Raw genomic sequence first — 15,296 nt, 5'->3', positions numbered from 1 at the left:
TCGCAAAAGAACACTCCAAGGAGTAAGACAATGTTGAAAGAACTTCGTCCGGCAATCGTCATGATCGTCGCCACCACCGCCATCACCGGCCTTCTCTATCCGCTCGCCATGACGGGTGCTGCCCAGGCCCTCTTCCCGACCCAGGCGAACGGCAGCCTGATCGAGAAGAACGGCCAGGTGATCGGCTCGACGCTGATCGGCCAGGCCTTCACCAGCGACAAATATTTCCACGGCCGCCCCTCGGCCGCCGGCGACGGCTACAATGCGGCTGCCTCCAGCGGCTCTAACCTCGGCCCGACCAGCCAGAAGCTGATCGACCGTGTCAAGGGTGACTACGAGGCAGCCAAGGCGGCGAACCCGACGGCCGATGTCCCCGCCGACCTCGTCACGGCTTCGGGCAGCGGCCTCGATCCCGATATCTCGCCGGAAGCGGCCTATTTCCAGGTACCGCGCGTCGCCAAGGCACGCAGCATGGATGAAGCCAAGGTCAAGGCACTGGTCGACGGCGCCGTTCAAGCCCGCGAACTCGGCATTCTCGGCGAACCCACGGTCAATGTTCTGGCGTTGAACCAGACCCTTGATGCTTCTATGACTCAGTGACCCTGCCAGGCTGGGCGCACCCGTTCCTTCCCATCCGCGGTAGCGCCCGCCCCGGCAGCCATCTGCAGAAAGACCATATGCATGCCAGACGACAATCGCGACCAGGCCGGCAGGCCCTCGCCCGATGCGCTTCTCGAAAAAGCCCGGGCTGAAACGCGCGGCCGTCTGAAGATCTTCCTCGGTGCCGCCCCCGGTGTCGGCAAGACCTATGAGATGCTCGTCTCCGGCCGCGCCAAGATCGCCGATGGTCTCGATGTCGTCATCGGCATCGTCGAAACCCACGGCCGCAAGGAGACCGAGGCGCTCGTCGCCGGCTTCGAGATTATCCCCCGCGTCGAAATCAGCTACAAGGGCCGGGCGCTTGAAGAAATGGACCTCGACGGCATCCTCGCCCGCCGGCCTGATCTCGTGCTGGTCGACGAACTCGCCCACACCAATGCCGAGGGCAGCCGCCATCCGAAGCGCTATCTCGACGTGAGGGAATTGCTCGATCGCGGCATCGACGTCTATACGACGCTGAACATCCAGCATGTCGAAAGCCTGAACGACGTCGTCTCGCAGATTACCCGCATCCGTGTGCGCGAGACAGTGCCGGACTCGATCATCGACCTTGCCGACGACGTCGAGATCATCGACCTGACGCCGGATGATCTGATCAAGCGCCTGCACGACGGCAAGGTCTACATGCCCCGCACCGCCGAGCGGGCGCTGACCAACTATTTCACCCCCGGCAACCTGACGGCGCTCAGAGAGCTTGCGCTGCGCAAGACCGCCCAGCGCGTCGACGATCAGTTGCTCACCCATATGCAGGCTCATGCCATATCCGGCCCCTGGGCGGCGAGCGAGCGCGTTCTCGTCTCGGTCGACCACCATCCGCGCTCAGCGTCACTGGTGCGCTACGCCGCCCGCATGGCCTCGCGCCTGCGCGCGCCTTGGGCCGCCGTCTATATCGAGACCAACCGCTCGATCAATCTGAGCGAGGCCGAGCGTGACACGATCGCATCGACGCTGCGCCTTGCCGAGCAGCTCGGCGGCGAGGCGATCACCCTTCCCGGCCGCGAGGTCGCGGAAGAGCTCGTCGGTCACGCCACCGCCAACAACGTCACCCACATCGTCATCGGCGCCCCGAAGAAGCCGACATGGCGGGACTGGTGGAGCCGCTCGATCACCGACGAACTGATCCGCAGGGCCGGAGAGATCAGCGTCCACGTCATTTCAGGCAACGAGAAGGACGGCACCACCACACGCGGCGTCAAGGCCGCCGTCACCGCGCCGCCGCTGGATTTCAGGGCCTACCTGCTGGCGACCGGCTATGTCGCCATCGCGCTCGGCGTCAGCGTCGTGCTCGACCAAGTGCTCGACGTGCGCAACCTCGCCCTCGTCTTCCTGATGGCGGTGCTGACCTCCGCCGTTCTCCACGGCCTGCGGCCGGCACTCTACAGCTGCATCCTCAGCGCGCTGTCCTTCAACTTCTTCTTCCTGCCGCCGCGTTACACGCTGACGATCAGCGATCCGGAAAGCGTGCTTGCCCTGTTCTTCTTCCTGGGCGTCGCCATTATCGCCAGCAATCTGACAGCGACCGTGCAGCGCCAGGCCGCCGCCGCCCGCCAGCGGGCGCGCACGACGGAAGACCTCTATCTCTTCTCGAAAAAGCTTGCCGGCACCGGCACGCTCGACGACGTGCTCTGGGCAACCGCCTTCCAACTCGCCTCGATGCTGAAGGTCCGCGTCGTGCTGCTGCTGCCGGAAGAGGGCACCATCGCCGTCAAGGCCGGTTATCCCCCTGACGACACGCTGGACGATGCCGATATCGCCGCGGCCCGCTGGGCCTGGGAGCATAATCACGCCGCCGGTCGCGGCGCCGATACCCTGCCCGGCGCCAAACGCCTCTATGTGCCGCTTAGAACCGGGCGCACCGCCGTCGGTGTCATCGGCCTCGACAGCGACCGCCGCGACGGACCGCTGCTGACGCCAGAGCAACAGCGGCTGCTCGATGCGCTGGCCGACCAGGCGGCCCTTGCCATCGAACGCATCCAGCTCGTCGCCGATGTCGACCGGGCAAGACTTGCGGCCGAATCCGACCGGTTGCGCTCAGCCCTGCTGACTTCGATCTCGCACGACCTGAAGACCCCGCTTGCCGCCATCCTTGGCGCCGCCGGCACGCTACGCGATTATTTCGCCTCGATGCCGGAGGAGGATCGCAGCGACCTGCTGTCGACCGTCGTCGACGAATCAGAGCGCCTCAACCGCTTCATCGCCAACCTGCTCGACATGACCAAGATCGAATCCGGCGCGATGGAGCCGAACTCCGCGCTGCATTATGCCGGAGACATCGTCGGCAGCGCGCTGCGCCGGGCGGCAAAGATCCTCGACGGCCACAAGACCGAGATGAGCATTCCCGCCGAACTGCCGATGGTGCGTGTCGATCCTGTCCTGTTCGAGCAGGTGATCTTCAACCTGCTCGACAATGCCGCGAAATACGCGCCCGAGGGATCGGTGATCCACATCGAGGGCTGGGCCGATGCCGACAACGTCGTCGTGCAGATTTCGGACGAAGGCCCGGGCATTCCGCCCGCCGATCTCACCCGCGTCTTCGACACTTTCTACCGCGTGCGCAAGGGCGATCAGGTGCGCGCCGGCACCGGGCTTGGCCTTTCCATCTGCCGCGGCTTCATCGAGGCGATGGGCGGCACGATCACCGCCGGCAACCGGACGGGCCGCCCGGGCGCCGTCTTCACCATCCGCCTGCCGAAACCCACCGACATTCCGAAACTGGATGAACTCAGATGACCGGTTCAGCCGTCAAAATCCTCGTCGTCGACGACGAGCCTCCGATCCGCAAGCTGCTCCGCGTCGGCCTGACCGCGCAGGGCTACGAGGTGCAGGAGGCGCCGAACGCCAGCGCCGCCCGTCAGTCGGTCACCGACGACATGCCCGACCTCATCGTGCTCGACCTCGGCCTGCCCGACAAATCAGGCTACGACCTGCTGCAGGAGTGGCGCGACGAAGGGCTTTCCATGCCCGTCGTCATTCTCTCCAGCCGCACCGACGAGGCCGGCATCGTCAAGGCGCTGGAAAGCGGCGCCGACGATTACGTCACCAAGCCCTTCGGCATCAACGAGCTCGGCGCCCGCATCCGCGTGGCGCTGCGCCACCGCCTGCAGCAGCAGGGAGAAAAGGCGATCTTCCAGACCGGCGGGCTGTCGATCGATCTGGTCAAGCGCATCGTTAAGGTGGACGGTAACGAAATAAAATTGTCGCCGAAGGAATACGACATCCTGCGCGTGCTCGCCCAGCATGCCGGCAAGGTGCTGACACACCAGTTTCTTCTAAAGCAGATATGGGGGCCGGCGGCTGACGTGCAGTATCTGCGCGTCTATGTCCGGCAGCTGCGGCAAAAGGTCGAGCAGATTCCGGACCAGCCGCACTATATCACCACCGAGACCGGCGTCGGCTACCGGCTCAGGGAACCGGATTGACATCCCCTCCCTCCCGCTGCCCGAACAGTATTGAGAATGACATGAACCTTCTGAACATCATCCGGCCGGAACACACCTTCATCGGCGTGTCGGCGCCGACCAAATGGCGCGCGCTGCAGATTATAGCGGACAAAGCCGCCAAGGCTTTCTCCGTCGACGGCCAGACCATCCTGAAGGCGCTCGAAGCGCGTGAGAAGCTCGGCTCCACCGGCATCGGCAACGGCGTCGCCATCCCGCATGCGGCGATCGACGGCATGACCAGCCCGCGCGGCCTGCTCATCCGCTTTGCCCAGCCGCTGGATTTCGAGGCGATCGACGATATCCCGACAGACATCGCCTTCGTGCTGCTCTTCGGAGAAACCAATCGCGGCGAATATCTGAACGTGCTGTCCGCCATCGCCAGGCGGCTGCAATCGGACGGCGTGCTTGCCGCCATGCGCAAGGCAAGAACGGTCGACGAATTCTATTCCGATTTCATCGCCGATTCACGGGTGTGACGCCCCAAAACCGCTCACACTTTTCGGCATCATAAAAAAGGCGCGGCCCGAAGGCCGCGCCCGCTCGTCTGCAATCAGACTATCTTAGAAATCGCGCTGGAAGCGCAGGAAGCCGAACACTTCGTCGTCGCCTTCGTCCTCATCGTGATATTGCACGCTGAGCTTCGAACGCAGGTCTTCGACGATCTGGTAGTCGATGGTGACACCGGTCGTGTAGGCGCTGCCGCCGGTGAAGCCGTTGCCGTCAGCCTCGAGAGCGATGTTCTCGAAGTACTGGAAGCCCGGGGTGACCGACCACTTGTCGTTGACCTTCAAGGCATATTCTGCTGCGATCGTCCATTCGGACTCTTCGTAGTAGTAGTTGGCGCCGCTTGCCCATACGCCGGCAATACCGAGCGTGCCCGGGCCGATGTCGGCATAGACGATACCGCGGACAGCGACTTCGCTGGTGTCGGTGTCATAACCGGCAAGCAGGTAAGCGCTGATGGCGCCGGCCTTGTAGGAGACCTGGCCTGCGACACCAAAGTTGTTCGGGCCTTCGCCCGGCTTGGTGGCGTAGTCTTCTTCGAGTTCGTCAACCGAAATGCCGGCCGCGAAAGCGCCATTCTCGTACTGATAACGGATCGAGTTGTGGGTCGTCTCGTTGCTGGCGAGCGTATCGGTCTCGCCGCTCATGTCGTCATCCCACCAGCTGTACAGTTTACCGGCGCGGAAACCGGCAATGTCGAGATAGCCTTCGTCGAGCAAAGCTTCCTGATCGGAGGCATTGTCGACATTGTAACGCAGCGTGATGACGCCGGTGAGCGTACCGTACTCGGTGTCGTTCTTGGTCTGGAAGGTGACCTGACCACGAGTCCAGAAGTTTACGTCGGAATCGCCGGATATCTGCTCACCGAAGCGCACTTCGGTACGGATGTAACCGCCGATCGAAAGGCATGTTTCCGTCCCCGGAATATAAAAATAGCCGGTACCGTAGGCGTCGCAAACGCGAACATATTCCACGGGCTCGGGTTCCGCCGCCACGATGGCGTCGGCTGCGCGGGCTCCGGAGGCCGCGGCAAGGGCGGCAACGGAGGCAAAAAGGATAGTTCTGATATTCATTTTAAATGGCCCTTAACAGGTTTGGAATGCGAGGCGCACTTCAAGGGTTGCCCCCGCGTAGCAGTCGGCGAATACGACCGCACGGGAGCCATATAGGAATCCGCAAGTGTCATCGCGGCAAAATCTTGGCAAAAATCTGCATCACCATGTCGTTTTCGTGGAGGAACTGTGGCCAAAAAAACACGGCCCTGCGGCAGGCAGCGCCCGGCGACCAATTGGCCGCGGCCAACTTCGGCACGTCCATTTCCAAATTGCCCCTTAAATGGAATGGCATTCTAACAGCCATGCCGGAACCGGAAGAACCTTTGTTTCATTATACGACCGAGTTGATAGAGTTAAGACAGAAAACAGGAGGGTTCCCCATGCAGACACAACGGCTCACCCGGCTCCTCGCGGCGGCGGTCATGGCAGGCAGCTTCGCGATCGGAAGCATTGCTCCGGCATTCGCAGATCAGACGCTTCTTAACGTTTCCTACGATCCGACCCGCGAATTATATAAGGATTTCAATGCCGCCTTTGCCGCCAAGTGGCAGAAGGACAGCGGTGAAACCGTGACGATCCAGGCTTCGCATGGCGGTTCCGGCGCCCAGGCCCGCTCCGTCATCGACGGTCTCGACGCCGATGTCGTGACACTTGCCCTCGAAGGCGATATCGACGCCATCGCCAAGGCGACCGGCAAGATCCCGGCCGACTGGAAGACCAAGTTCCCCAACAATTCGACCCCCTATACGTCGACGATCGTCTTCCTCGTCCGCAAGGGCAACCCGAAGGGCATCAAGGATTGGGGCGATCTGGTCAAGGACGACGTGCAGGTCATCACCCCGAACCCAAAGACCTCTGGCGGCGCCCGCTGGAACTTCCTGGCCGCCTGGGCATGGGCCAAGCAGGCGAATGGCGGCGACGAAGCCAAGGCGCAGGAATACGTTGCGAAACTGCTGCAGCATGTTCCGGTTCTCGACACCGGTGCTCGCGGCGCCACGACCACCTTCGTCCAGCGCGGCCTCGGCGACGTGCTGCTTGCCTGGGAAAACGAAGCCTATCTCTCGCTCGAAGAACTCGGTCCCGACCAGTTCGAGATCGTGACCCCGGCCTTCTCCATCCGCGCCGACCCGCCGGTCGCCATCGTCGACGGCAATGTCGACAAGAAGGGCACGCGCAAGGTCGCCGAAGCCTATCTCAACTACCTCTATTCGGACGAAGGCCAGAAGATTGCTGCCAAGCACTATTATCGGCCGACCAAGCCGGAAGCCGCCGATCCGGCTGACATCGCCCGCTTCCCGAAGCTGACGCTCGCGACCATCGACGACTTCGGCGGCTGGAAGAGCGCACAGCCTAAATTCTTCGGCGACGGCGGCGTATTTGACCAAATCTACAAGCCGGCCCAATAATAGACTTCATGAAAGCACATAGCCCCACGCGGTGGCGGTTCAAACGGCCGAGCGTCATTCCGGGTTTCGGAATGGCGCTCGGCCTTACCTTGACCTGGCTCACCCTTCTGATCCTCATCCCGCTCTCGGGCCTTGCCGTCCGGTCGAGCGCACTCGGCTGGGAGAAATTCTGGTCGATCGCGCTCGATCCGCGCACGCTGAATGCATTGCGCATCAGCTTCGGCAGCGCCTTCATCGCCGCGATCGTCAACGCCGTCTTCGGTATCATCCTCGCCTGGGTGCTGGTGCGTTACCGCTTTCCCGGCAAGCGCATCATCGATGCCATGGTCGACCTGCCCTTTGCGCTGCCGACCGCCGTTGCCGGCATCGCACTGACGACGCTTTACGCGCCGAACGGCTGGATCGGCCAGTTCCTGACGCCGCTCGGCATCAAGATCGCCTTCACGCCGGCGGGCATCGTCGTGGCGCTGATCTTCGTCGGCCTGCCCTTCGTAGTGCGCACCGTGCAACCGGTCATGGAGGAGATCGACAAGGAAGTGGAGGAAGCTGCGGCAACGCTCGGCGCCAATCGCTTCCAGACGATTTTCCGCGTGCTGCTGCCAGGCTTGGCGCCCGCCGTGCTCACCGGCTTTGCGCTCGCCTTTGCCCGCGGTGTCGGCGAATACGGCTCGGTCATCTTCATCGCCGGCAACCTGCCGTTCAAATCGGAGATCGCGCCGCTGCTGATCATCATCAAGCTCGAAGAGTATAATTACGCCGCAGCGACCGGCATTGCAGCGATCATGCTGATCATCTCGTTCGCCATGCTGCTCGTCATCAATCTCATCCAGAGCTGGAGCAGGCGGAGGTACGGTTATGGCGCTTGATGCGACCGCTCAACCAACGAAGCTGCGTTCGGTGACCACCGAAAACAGGATCGCGCGCTTCACCCTGATCATCCTCTCGCTCCTCTTCCTGCTGCTGATCCTGCTTCTGCCGCTCGCAGCCGTCTTCGTCGAGGCCTTTCGCAAGGGAGCCGGCCCCTTTCTCCAGGCGCTCGCAGACGCCGAGACCTTCTCTGCGATTCGCCTGACACTGATCGTTGCTGGCGTCAGCGTGCCGCTCAATCTCATCTTCGGGGTTGCCGCCGCCTGGGCGATCGCCAAGTTCGAGTTCAAGGGCAAGGCCTTCCTGACGACGCTGATCGACCTGCCCTTCTCGGTCTCACCCGTCATATCGGGCCTGGTCTTCGTTCTGCTGTTCGGCGCCAATACCTGGCTCGGCCAATGGTTCAGCGCGCACGACATCAAGATCCTGTTTGCGGTGCCGGGGTTGATCCTCGCCACCATGTTCGTCACCTTCCCCTTCGTCGCCCGCGAGCTGATCCCGCTGATGCAGGAACAGGGAACGGCCGACGAGGAGGCAGCCCTTTCGCTCGGCGCCAGCGGCTGGCAGACCTTCTGGCACGTGACGTTGCCGAACATCAAATGGGGCCTGCTTTACGGGGTACTGCTCTGCAACGCCCGCGCCATGGGCGAATTCGGCGCCGTCTCGGTGGTATCAGGCCACATTCGCGGCCAGACCAACACCATGCCGCTGCAGGTGGAAATTCTCTATAACGAGTATAATTTCACCGGCGCTTTTGCGGTCGCCACGCTTTTGGCCTTGCTCGCGCTCGTAACTCTTGTTTTGAAGACGCTGCTGGAAATGCGCTATAGCGCCGAAATCGCCGCCAGCCGGCGGCACTGAAGGATTTGGAATGGAAGTACGCGTTCAAAACATTCGCAAGGAATTCGATCGTTTTCCGGCACTGCACGATGTCTCGCTCGACATCCGCTCCGGCGAGCTGATCGCACTGCTCGGTCCTTCTGGCTCCGGCAAGACGACATTGCTGCGGCTGATTGCCGGCCTCGAAAGCCCGACGGAGGGGCTAATCTTCTTCGGCGACGAGGATGCCTCGAAGAAATCGGTGCAGCAGCGCAATATCGGCTTCGTCTTCCAGCATTATGCGCTTTTCCGCTACATGACGGTGCTCGAAAACGTCTCCTTCGGCCTCAAGGTCAGAAACAGCGCGCGGCGGCCACCTAAGGCCGATATCCGCAAGCGGGCGCTCGAACTGCTCGACCTTGTCCAGCTTTCCGGTCTCGAAAAACGCTACCCGGCCCAGCTTTCCGGCGGCCAGCGCCAGCGTGTGGCGCTCGCCCGCGCCATGGCCGTCGAGCCGAACGTGCTGCTGCTCGACGAACCCTTCGGCGCGCTCGACGCCCAGGTGCGCAAGGACCTGCGCAAGTGGCTGCGCGATATCCACGACCGCACCGGCCACACCACCGTCTTCGTCACCCACGACCAGGATGAGGCGCTGGAGCTTGCCGACCGCGTCGTCGTCATGAGTCAGGGCGCGATCGAACAGGTCGGCACGCCGGACCAGGTCTACGACAATCCGAATTCTCCCTTCGTCTTCGGCTTCATCGGCCAGTCGAACTGCCTTGAGGTCGAGATCTCAGACGGCGACATTCGCTTCGAAGGCCGCTCGCTCGGCCTCAATGCCGAAGGCGAGCCGGATGGCACGGCGCAACTCTACTTCCGCCCGCACGATGTCAGGCTCTGCGAATCAGCTGAAAACTGTATCGCCGGCCAGCCGGTTTCCAGCCGCCGCGTGGCCGGCACCCGCCATATCGAATTGGATATCGGCGCCGATCGCCCGCATATCGAGATCGAATTGCCGCCGAGCGAGGCCGACAGGCTCGACCGCAACCGGGTGGCTTTCAAGCCGACCCGCTGGAAACTGTTCCGCAGCTGATGGAGATGGGCGGCGACCGACTGCGCCGCGCGTCTGTTCGACAGCAGCAAAGGAGCTGTAACACCTTGAATTCATGCATCATTTTATCCTTGAATCGAATCCGATTTAAGGAATATGCAGGAGGTCACCGCCGGAATCGCATTTGGCGAGAGTCCCTTGGGCTTTTTGTGATCTAAGGTTGTTTGTATTTCAGTCATATGACGAGTAAAACGTTTTCACTTAATTACAAAGGGCTGGACTAATCCCATAGGAGGCACTTGGCGTTGAGGGCGGAGATTTCCTTTGGAAAATCCCTGATCGGGATTTTGCTCGTAGGACTGGCAGCAGCAAGCTGCACGACGACATCGAAACCGGCGGCAACGGCGGCGAACACCAAGACGAAGCAGGGTCAACCGGCAAAAGTCACGTTCAATTATACGGCCAAGGATCGCGACTGCCTGCAGCGCGCGATGTATTTCGAATCGCTGCATTCGGACGAGGACGGCTACATGGCTGTCGGGACCGTCGTCATGAACAGGCTCACCTCCGGCGCCTATCCCACATCGATCTGCGGCGTGGTGGCCCAGAAAAGGCAGTTCGCGCCCGGCGTGATGACGCGCGAAGTCAAGCCGCAGGCTGAAACTGAGCTTGCCAGCGCGGCCGATGCAATCCTGGTTAAAGGCGCCCGCCATCCTGCGGTGAAGGATGCGATGTTCTTCCACACCAATGGACTGAAATTCCCCTACGACAACATGCACTACGTGACGGTCGCCGGCGGCAACGCCTTCTACGAGAAGCGCGACTCCAACGGCATGCTTCAAACGCCGCCGCCGCTGCCTTCCTACGAGGTGGCGATGAATTATGTGCCGGGCGAAAGCATGCTGCCGCCGCAATTCGAGGCCCTGATACCCTCGGCGGTTCCCGTTCCTCTGCCGGCTCCGGACCCCATGTCTACGGCGAGCACGGCGCAGATGCAGATCACCGCACCGGTGACCGTGCCGGAAACATCGCCGGTAACATCGGTCGAGCCCGAACCGGGAATCCCCATCGCGATCCCGACCCCCCGGCCCGCCTATGACAGCGTGATGCTGCGTGAAAGCCTTCCGGCGAACGGCGGTTAATCAACCGCCCTTCCGGTTTGAAAGTTAGGTGTAAGCGTGTCTTTGTTTCCGCGCAATTCCGGACGCAAAGCCGTTGTGCGCTTTTGCTGTTTTAGGCGCGCTCTTCCCAGACTCTCGCCAGTTCCACGATCGTTTTGACGGCCTTTTCCATATCCTGGCGGCTCACCCATTCGAGCGGCGAGTGAAAGGCGTGGCCGCCGGCGAAGATATTCGGGCACGGCAATCCCATGAAGGAAAGGCGCGAGCCATCCGTGCCGCCGCGGATGCTGCCGCGCACCGGCGTCATGCCGGCCCGGCGCACCGCCTCGATGGCGTTGTCGACGATCTCCGGATGACGATCGAGCACCACCTTCATGTTGCGATACTGCTCCTTCACCTCAAAACGATAGGTCGAGCCGGGATAGCCAGCCATCACGTCCTTGACGATGGCTTCGAGCATCGTTTCCTTTTCCGTCAGCCCCTTGTCGGTGAAGTCACGGATGATGAGGCTCAGCGACGCCTTCTCCATCGAGCCGGTCACGCCGGTCGGATGGATGAAGCCCTGCTGGTCTTCCGTAGTCTCCGGCGCAATATCCCTCGGCAGCCGGTCGATGATGGCGCCGGCGATCTTGATGGCGTTTTCCATGCGGTCCTTGGCGAAACCGGGATGGATTGCCACACCTGATATGCTGATCTCGACGCCGTCGGCCGAGAAGGTCTCATCCTCGATATGGCCGGCCGTCTCGCCGTCCATCGTATAGGCGAAGTCGGCACCGAGTTTCTTCAGGTCGACCTTGTTGACGCCGCGCCCGACTTCCTCGTCGGGCGTGAACAGGATCTTGATCGTCCCATGCCTGATATCAGGATTGCCGACGAGCATCGCAGTTGCGGTCATGATTTCGGCCAGTCCGGCCTTGTCGTCGGCGCCGAGCAATGTCGTTCCATCGGTCGTGACGATATCGTTGCCGATCTGGTTCTGCAGTTCGGGGTGATCGCTGACGCGGATCACCCTGCCCGTGTCGCCGGCAAGCTTGATATCCCCGCCCGCATAGCTCCTGATGATCTGCGGCTTGACATCGGTGCCGCTGAAATCGGGCGCCGTATCCATGTGCGAGCAGAAACAGATGACCGGCACCGCCTTGTCGCTATTGGCCGGAATGGTCGCATAGACATAGCCGTGTTCATCGAGATGCGCGTCCGCCAGACCGATCTTCAGCAGTTCATCGACCAGAACCCGGCCGAGATCCTTCTGCTTGCCGGTGGTCGGCTGCGTCGACGAGGCAGGGTCGGATTGCGTGTCGATAACGACATAACGGAGAAAGCGGTCGAGAACAGTGTCGGTCATGGCATCCAGTCCAGTAAGATCACACGGACGATATAGCCCTCCCGGGCGATGCGGCAAAAGATTTTTCCGCTCGCAGCACGTGAGGGTTTCGCCATTCAATCCGTCTCTCAGCCACCGCCGCGGCAGCGAGCAACCCATCTCAACCACTCAGTCGACGCGCTTTCCTTCGCCGTCGAACACATGCAGATACTGGGCCGGGAAGGCGACATTGACTTTCGGCCCCGCCTTCAGCGCGTCGCGGTTCAGCGTGAAGATCTTGAACGGCAGGCCATGCAGGGCAAGGTGCAGGATGATGCCGAAGCCTGTGGGTTCGACGAGTTCCACATCCGCGGCAAGCCCCGCCCCGCCATCGCTCATCAGCACATGCTCCGGCCGGATGCCGAGCGTCACCTTTGCGCCGTCGACAAGCGGCAAAGGCTTTGCAAGCGGCACGATCGTGCCGTCCTTCAGCTTCACGCCGCCGGCATCATAGCTGGCCTCGAGGAAATTCATCCCCGGCGAGCCGATGAAGCCGGCAACGAAGAGATTGGCCGGGCGGTCGTAGAGCTCCAGGGGACTGCCGACCTGCTGGACCACCCCGCCATGCATGGCGACGATCCGGTCCGCCAGTGTCATTGCCTCGATCTGGTCGTGGGTCACGTAGATCGAGGTCGCCTTCAGGTCGCCATGCAGTTTCTTGATTTCGGCGCGCATCTGTTCGCGCAGGCGCGCATCGAGGTTGGACAGTGGTTCGTCGAACAGGAAGGCCTTCGGCTGGCGCACGATGGCGCGGCCCATGGCGACGCGCTGGCGCTGGCCGCCGGAAAGCGCCTTCGGCCTGCGTTCGAGCAGCGGATCAAGGCCGAGCTTTGCGGCCGCCGCGGCCACCGCGCTGGTGATTTTCTCCTTCGCCACCTTCCGCAGCCTGAGGCTGTAACTCATATTGCCGGCGACATTCATATGGGGGTAAAGCGCATAGGACTGGAACACCATGGCAATGTCGCGATCCTTGGGATGCAGCTCGTTGACCCTGACCCCGGCGATGCGGATCTCACCTGATGTGACCTCCTCCAGCCCGGCGATCATGCGCAGCAGCGTGGACTTGCCGCAGCCGGACGGGCCAACGAGCACGACGAATTCGCCGTCCTGGATTTCGAGGTCGACGCCGTGCAGCACCTGCACATGGCCATAGGCTTTGCGGATATTCCGGATATCGATCGATGCCATTTGTTTAACCCTTGACCGCGCCGGCCGTCAGGCCCTGGACGAGATAGCGCTGGATGAGCAGGAAGAAGAGGCCGGCCGGAATGAGCGCCATGACGCCCGCCGCCATCATCTGCCCGAAATCCACCGAGAATTTCGAAACGAAGGTGAGAAGGCCGACGGGGAAGGTCGCCGCGTCATTGCCGTTGATCAGCATCAGCGCGAAGAGCAGTTCGCTCCAGGCGGCGGTGAAGACGAAACCGAGCGTGGCGGCGATCCCCGGCAGCGTCAGCGGCAGGATGATCTGGCGAAACGCCGTGAACTGCGTCGCCCCGTCGATCTTCGCCGCCTCTTCGAGATCCCTCGGGATGCCGTCGAAGAAGGACTGCATCAGGAAGGTGGCGAAAGGTACGTTGAAGGCGGTGTAGACGATGACGAGCCCGGTCAGGCTGTTGGTCAGATGCAGCGGCGACAGGATCTTGAAGATCGGTGCCACCAGCATGACCAGCGGGAACATCTGGGTCAGCAGCATCAGGGCGACGATCCAGTATTTTGCCCGGAAATTGAAGCGCGACAGCGCATATCCCGACAGCGAGGCGCAGATGGTCACGGTAACGGCCGTCGAGGCCGAGACGATCAGGCTGTTCTTGAAGAAGGTCGGAAAGGCGCTGTGCCGCAGCACGAAGGCATAGTGATCCCATGTCGTGTGCGACGGCCACATGCGCACGCCCTCGCTATAGAGCAGGTCATTCGGCGTCACCGACACCTTGAGCAGCCAGAACAGCGGAAAGAGCGCGAAGGCGATATAGCAGAGGATCGCCAGACGGTGTGCGATGGTGGGAATGACGGATCGTCTCATGATCTCAATCCTTATTCAGCAACGTCTGCCGGAGCAGGATGATCAACATCGAATAGGCAAGCAGCAGCACGAGCAGCACCAGCGCGATCGCCGAGGCATAGCCGAAATCGAGCCGCCTGAAGGCTGTCGTGAAGATATAGCTGGCGACGATCTGCGTCCGGTCGGCCGGTCCGCCGTTGGTCATGACGACGATGAGATCGGCGAAATTGGAAATCCACACGGTGCGCAGCAGCACGGTGATGGCGATCGTTGGCGCCAGAAACGGCAGGGTGATCGAGCGGAAACGCTGGAACCAGCCGGCGCCGTCGATCGATGCCGCCTCATAGAGATCACGCGGGATCGCCTGCAACGCCGCAAGCAGCGTGATGGCGAAGAACGGAATGCCCCACCAGACATTGGCGACGATCGGCCCCCACATCGCATAATTGGGATCGGAGAGGATATTGCCCGGCTCATGCATCAGCCCGAGGGCGAAGAGCCAGTGCGGGATCGGCCCGATGACGGGATTGAACAGCCAGGCCCAGTTGAGGCCGGCGAGGAAAGACGGCACGGCCCAGGGCAGGAAGACCAGCGCCTGCGCGATTGCCCTGCCCTTGAACGGCTTGTCGAGCAGCAGCGCCAGGATCAGCCCAAAGACGAACTGCAGGACGACGGAGGCGCCCGTCCACCACAGCGTGTTCCTCAGCGCCCCGTAGAAGGCGGCATCGCCGGCAAGCTCTCGGAAGTGATCGAGCCCGATGAAGCCGCCGGAAAACGGATTGAGCAGCTGGATATCGCGGAAGGCGTAGGAAATCCCGACCGTCAACGGCACCAGCATCACCGCAATGATCAGGATCAGCGACGGCGCGCTGTAGAGATAGGGCTCCGAAGCATCGGCAACGCGACGCAGCCATGGCCTGCGGTCGCGACGCATGTCGAGCGTATCGGCGGAAATAGTCATCAGCCAGAAGTTCCCGTTCGCGGCGTTCATGCGCCGTCTGTGTCATC

14 protein-coding genes are annotated in these 15,296 nt (G+C 62.0%); 9 read left to right on the top strand and 5 right to left on the bottom strand.

The annotated features are described in order from the left end of the window. Positions 1-30 precede the first annotated feature (30 nt). The 4 genes from kdpC (at position 31) to GR198_RS03955 (ending at position 4,576) form a co-directional block, all read left to right on the top strand. Positions 31-600, top strand: coding sequence for a potassium-transporting ATPase subunit KdpC (kdpC, locus tag GR198_RS03970; protein ID WP_028741792.1), 570 nt, complete (start codon positions 31-33; stop codon positions 598-600). An 81-nt stretch (positions 601-681) separates the two neighbouring features. Continuing rightward, positions 682-3,390: a sensor histidine kinase gene (locus tag GR198_RS03965; protein WP_029874806.1), complete on the top strand. Its 2,709-nt coding sequence runs from the start codon at positions 682-684 to the stop codon at positions 3,388-3,390. Further along, on the top strand, positions 3,387-4,079 hold the full coding sequence (locus GR198_RS03960) for a response regulator transcription factor (RefSeq protein ID WP_029874805.1): 693 nt from the start codon (positions 3,387-3,389) through the stop codon (positions 4,077-4,079). Before GR198_RS03965 ends, GR198_RS03960 begins: the two co-directional genes overlap by 4 nt. A 41-nt stretch (positions 4,080-4,120) precedes the next feature. Further along, entirely contained in the window at positions 4,121-4,576 is a 456-nt protein-coding gene (locus GR198_RS03955) for a PTS sugar transporter subunit IIA (RefSeq protein WP_029874804.1), read from the top strand. A gap of 84 nt (positions 4,577-4,660) precedes the next feature. On the opposite strand, the gene GR198_RS03950 is transcribed toward GR198_RS03955, so the two are convergent. Continuing rightward, positions 4,661-5,677 carry a porin gene (locus GR198_RS03950; RefSeq protein ID WP_029874803.1) on the bottom strand — a complete coding sequence of 339 codons (1,017 nt, stop codon included), beginning with the start codon at positions 5,675-5,677 and terminating at the stop codon, positions 4,661-4,663. 362 nt (positions 5,678-6,039) lie between these two features. Here GR198_RS03950 and GR198_RS03945 point away from each other — a divergent pair, with 362 nt between their 5' ends. The 5 genes from GR198_RS03945 (at position 6,040) to GR198_RS03925 (ending at position 10,944) form a co-directional block, all read left to right on the top strand. Further along, positions 6,040-7,065 (top strand): sulfate ABC transporter substrate-binding protein, encoded by a 1,026-nt coding sequence (locus GR198_RS03945; RefSeq protein WP_029874802.1) that lies wholly within the window; start codon positions 6,040-6,042, stop codon positions 7,063-7,065. Between the two features lie 8 nt (positions 7,066-7,073). Then, on the top strand, positions 7,074-7,931 hold the full coding sequence (cysT, locus tag GR198_RS03940) for a sulfate ABC transporter permease subunit CysT (RefSeq protein WP_033183675.1): 858 nt from the start codon (positions 7,074-7,076) through the stop codon (positions 7,929-7,931). After that, positions 7,921-8,793 carry a sulfate ABC transporter permease subunit CysW gene (gene cysW, locus GR198_RS03935; RefSeq protein WP_029874800.1) on the top strand — a complete coding sequence of 291 codons (873 nt, stop codon included), beginning with the start codon at positions 7,921-7,923 and terminating at the stop codon, positions 8,791-8,793. Before cysT ends, cysW begins: the two co-directional genes overlap by 11 nt. A gap of 10 nt (positions 8,794-8,803) precedes the next feature. Then, a complete protein-coding gene (locus GR198_RS03930) occupies positions 8,804-9,844 on the top strand; it encodes a sulfate/molybdate ABC transporter ATP-binding protein (RefSeq protein WP_029874799.1) in 1,041 nt (346 codons plus the stop codon). Between the two features lie 263 nt (positions 9,845-10,107). Continuing rightward, positions 10,108-10,944 carry a cell wall hydrolase gene (locus GR198_RS03925; RefSeq protein WP_029874798.1) on the top strand — a complete coding sequence of 279 codons (837 nt, stop codon included), beginning with the start codon at positions 10,108-10,110 and terminating at the stop codon, positions 10,942-10,944. Positions 10,945-11,035: 91 nt separating this feature from the next. On the opposite strand, the gene pepT is transcribed toward GR198_RS03925, so the two are convergent. The 4 genes from pepT to GR198_RS03905 all read right to left on the bottom strand — a co-directional run bounded on the left by pepT (position 11,036) and on the right by GR198_RS03905 (position 15,249). Further along, positions 11,036-12,268: a peptidase T gene (gene pepT, locus GR198_RS03920; RefSeq protein ID WP_029874797.1), complete on the bottom strand. Its 1,233-nt coding sequence runs from the start codon at positions 12,266-12,268 to the stop codon at positions 11,036-11,038. A gap of 147 nt (positions 12,269-12,415) precedes the next feature. Then, complete coding sequence (locus tag GR198_RS03915; RefSeq protein WP_029874796.1) at positions 12,416-13,474, bottom strand: ABC transporter ATP-binding protein; 1,059 nt, start codon at positions 13,472-13,474, stop codon at positions 12,416-12,418. Positions 13,475-13,478: 4 nt separating this feature from the next. After that, a complete protein-coding gene (locus GR198_RS03910) occupies positions 13,479-14,309 on the bottom strand; it encodes a carbohydrate ABC transporter permease (RefSeq protein ID WP_029874795.1) in 831 nt (276 codons plus the stop codon). 4 nt (positions 14,310-14,313) lie between these two features. After that, entirely contained in the window at positions 14,314-15,249 is a 936-nt protein-coding gene (locus GR198_RS03905; protein WP_011655107.1) for a carbohydrate ABC transporter permease, read from the bottom strand. Positions 15,250-15,296 lie beyond the last annotated feature (47 nt).

Source organism: Rhizobium leguminosarum, from assembly GCF_010668065.1.
In the GTDB taxonomy this organism is placed as follows: Bacteria; Pseudomonadota; Alphaproteobacteria; order Rhizobiales; family Rhizobiaceae; genus Rhizobium; species Rhizobium leguminosarum_S.
The sequence above is the reverse complement of the archived record's forward strand: the minus strand, read 5'-3'. Positions and strand labels throughout refer to the sequence as shown.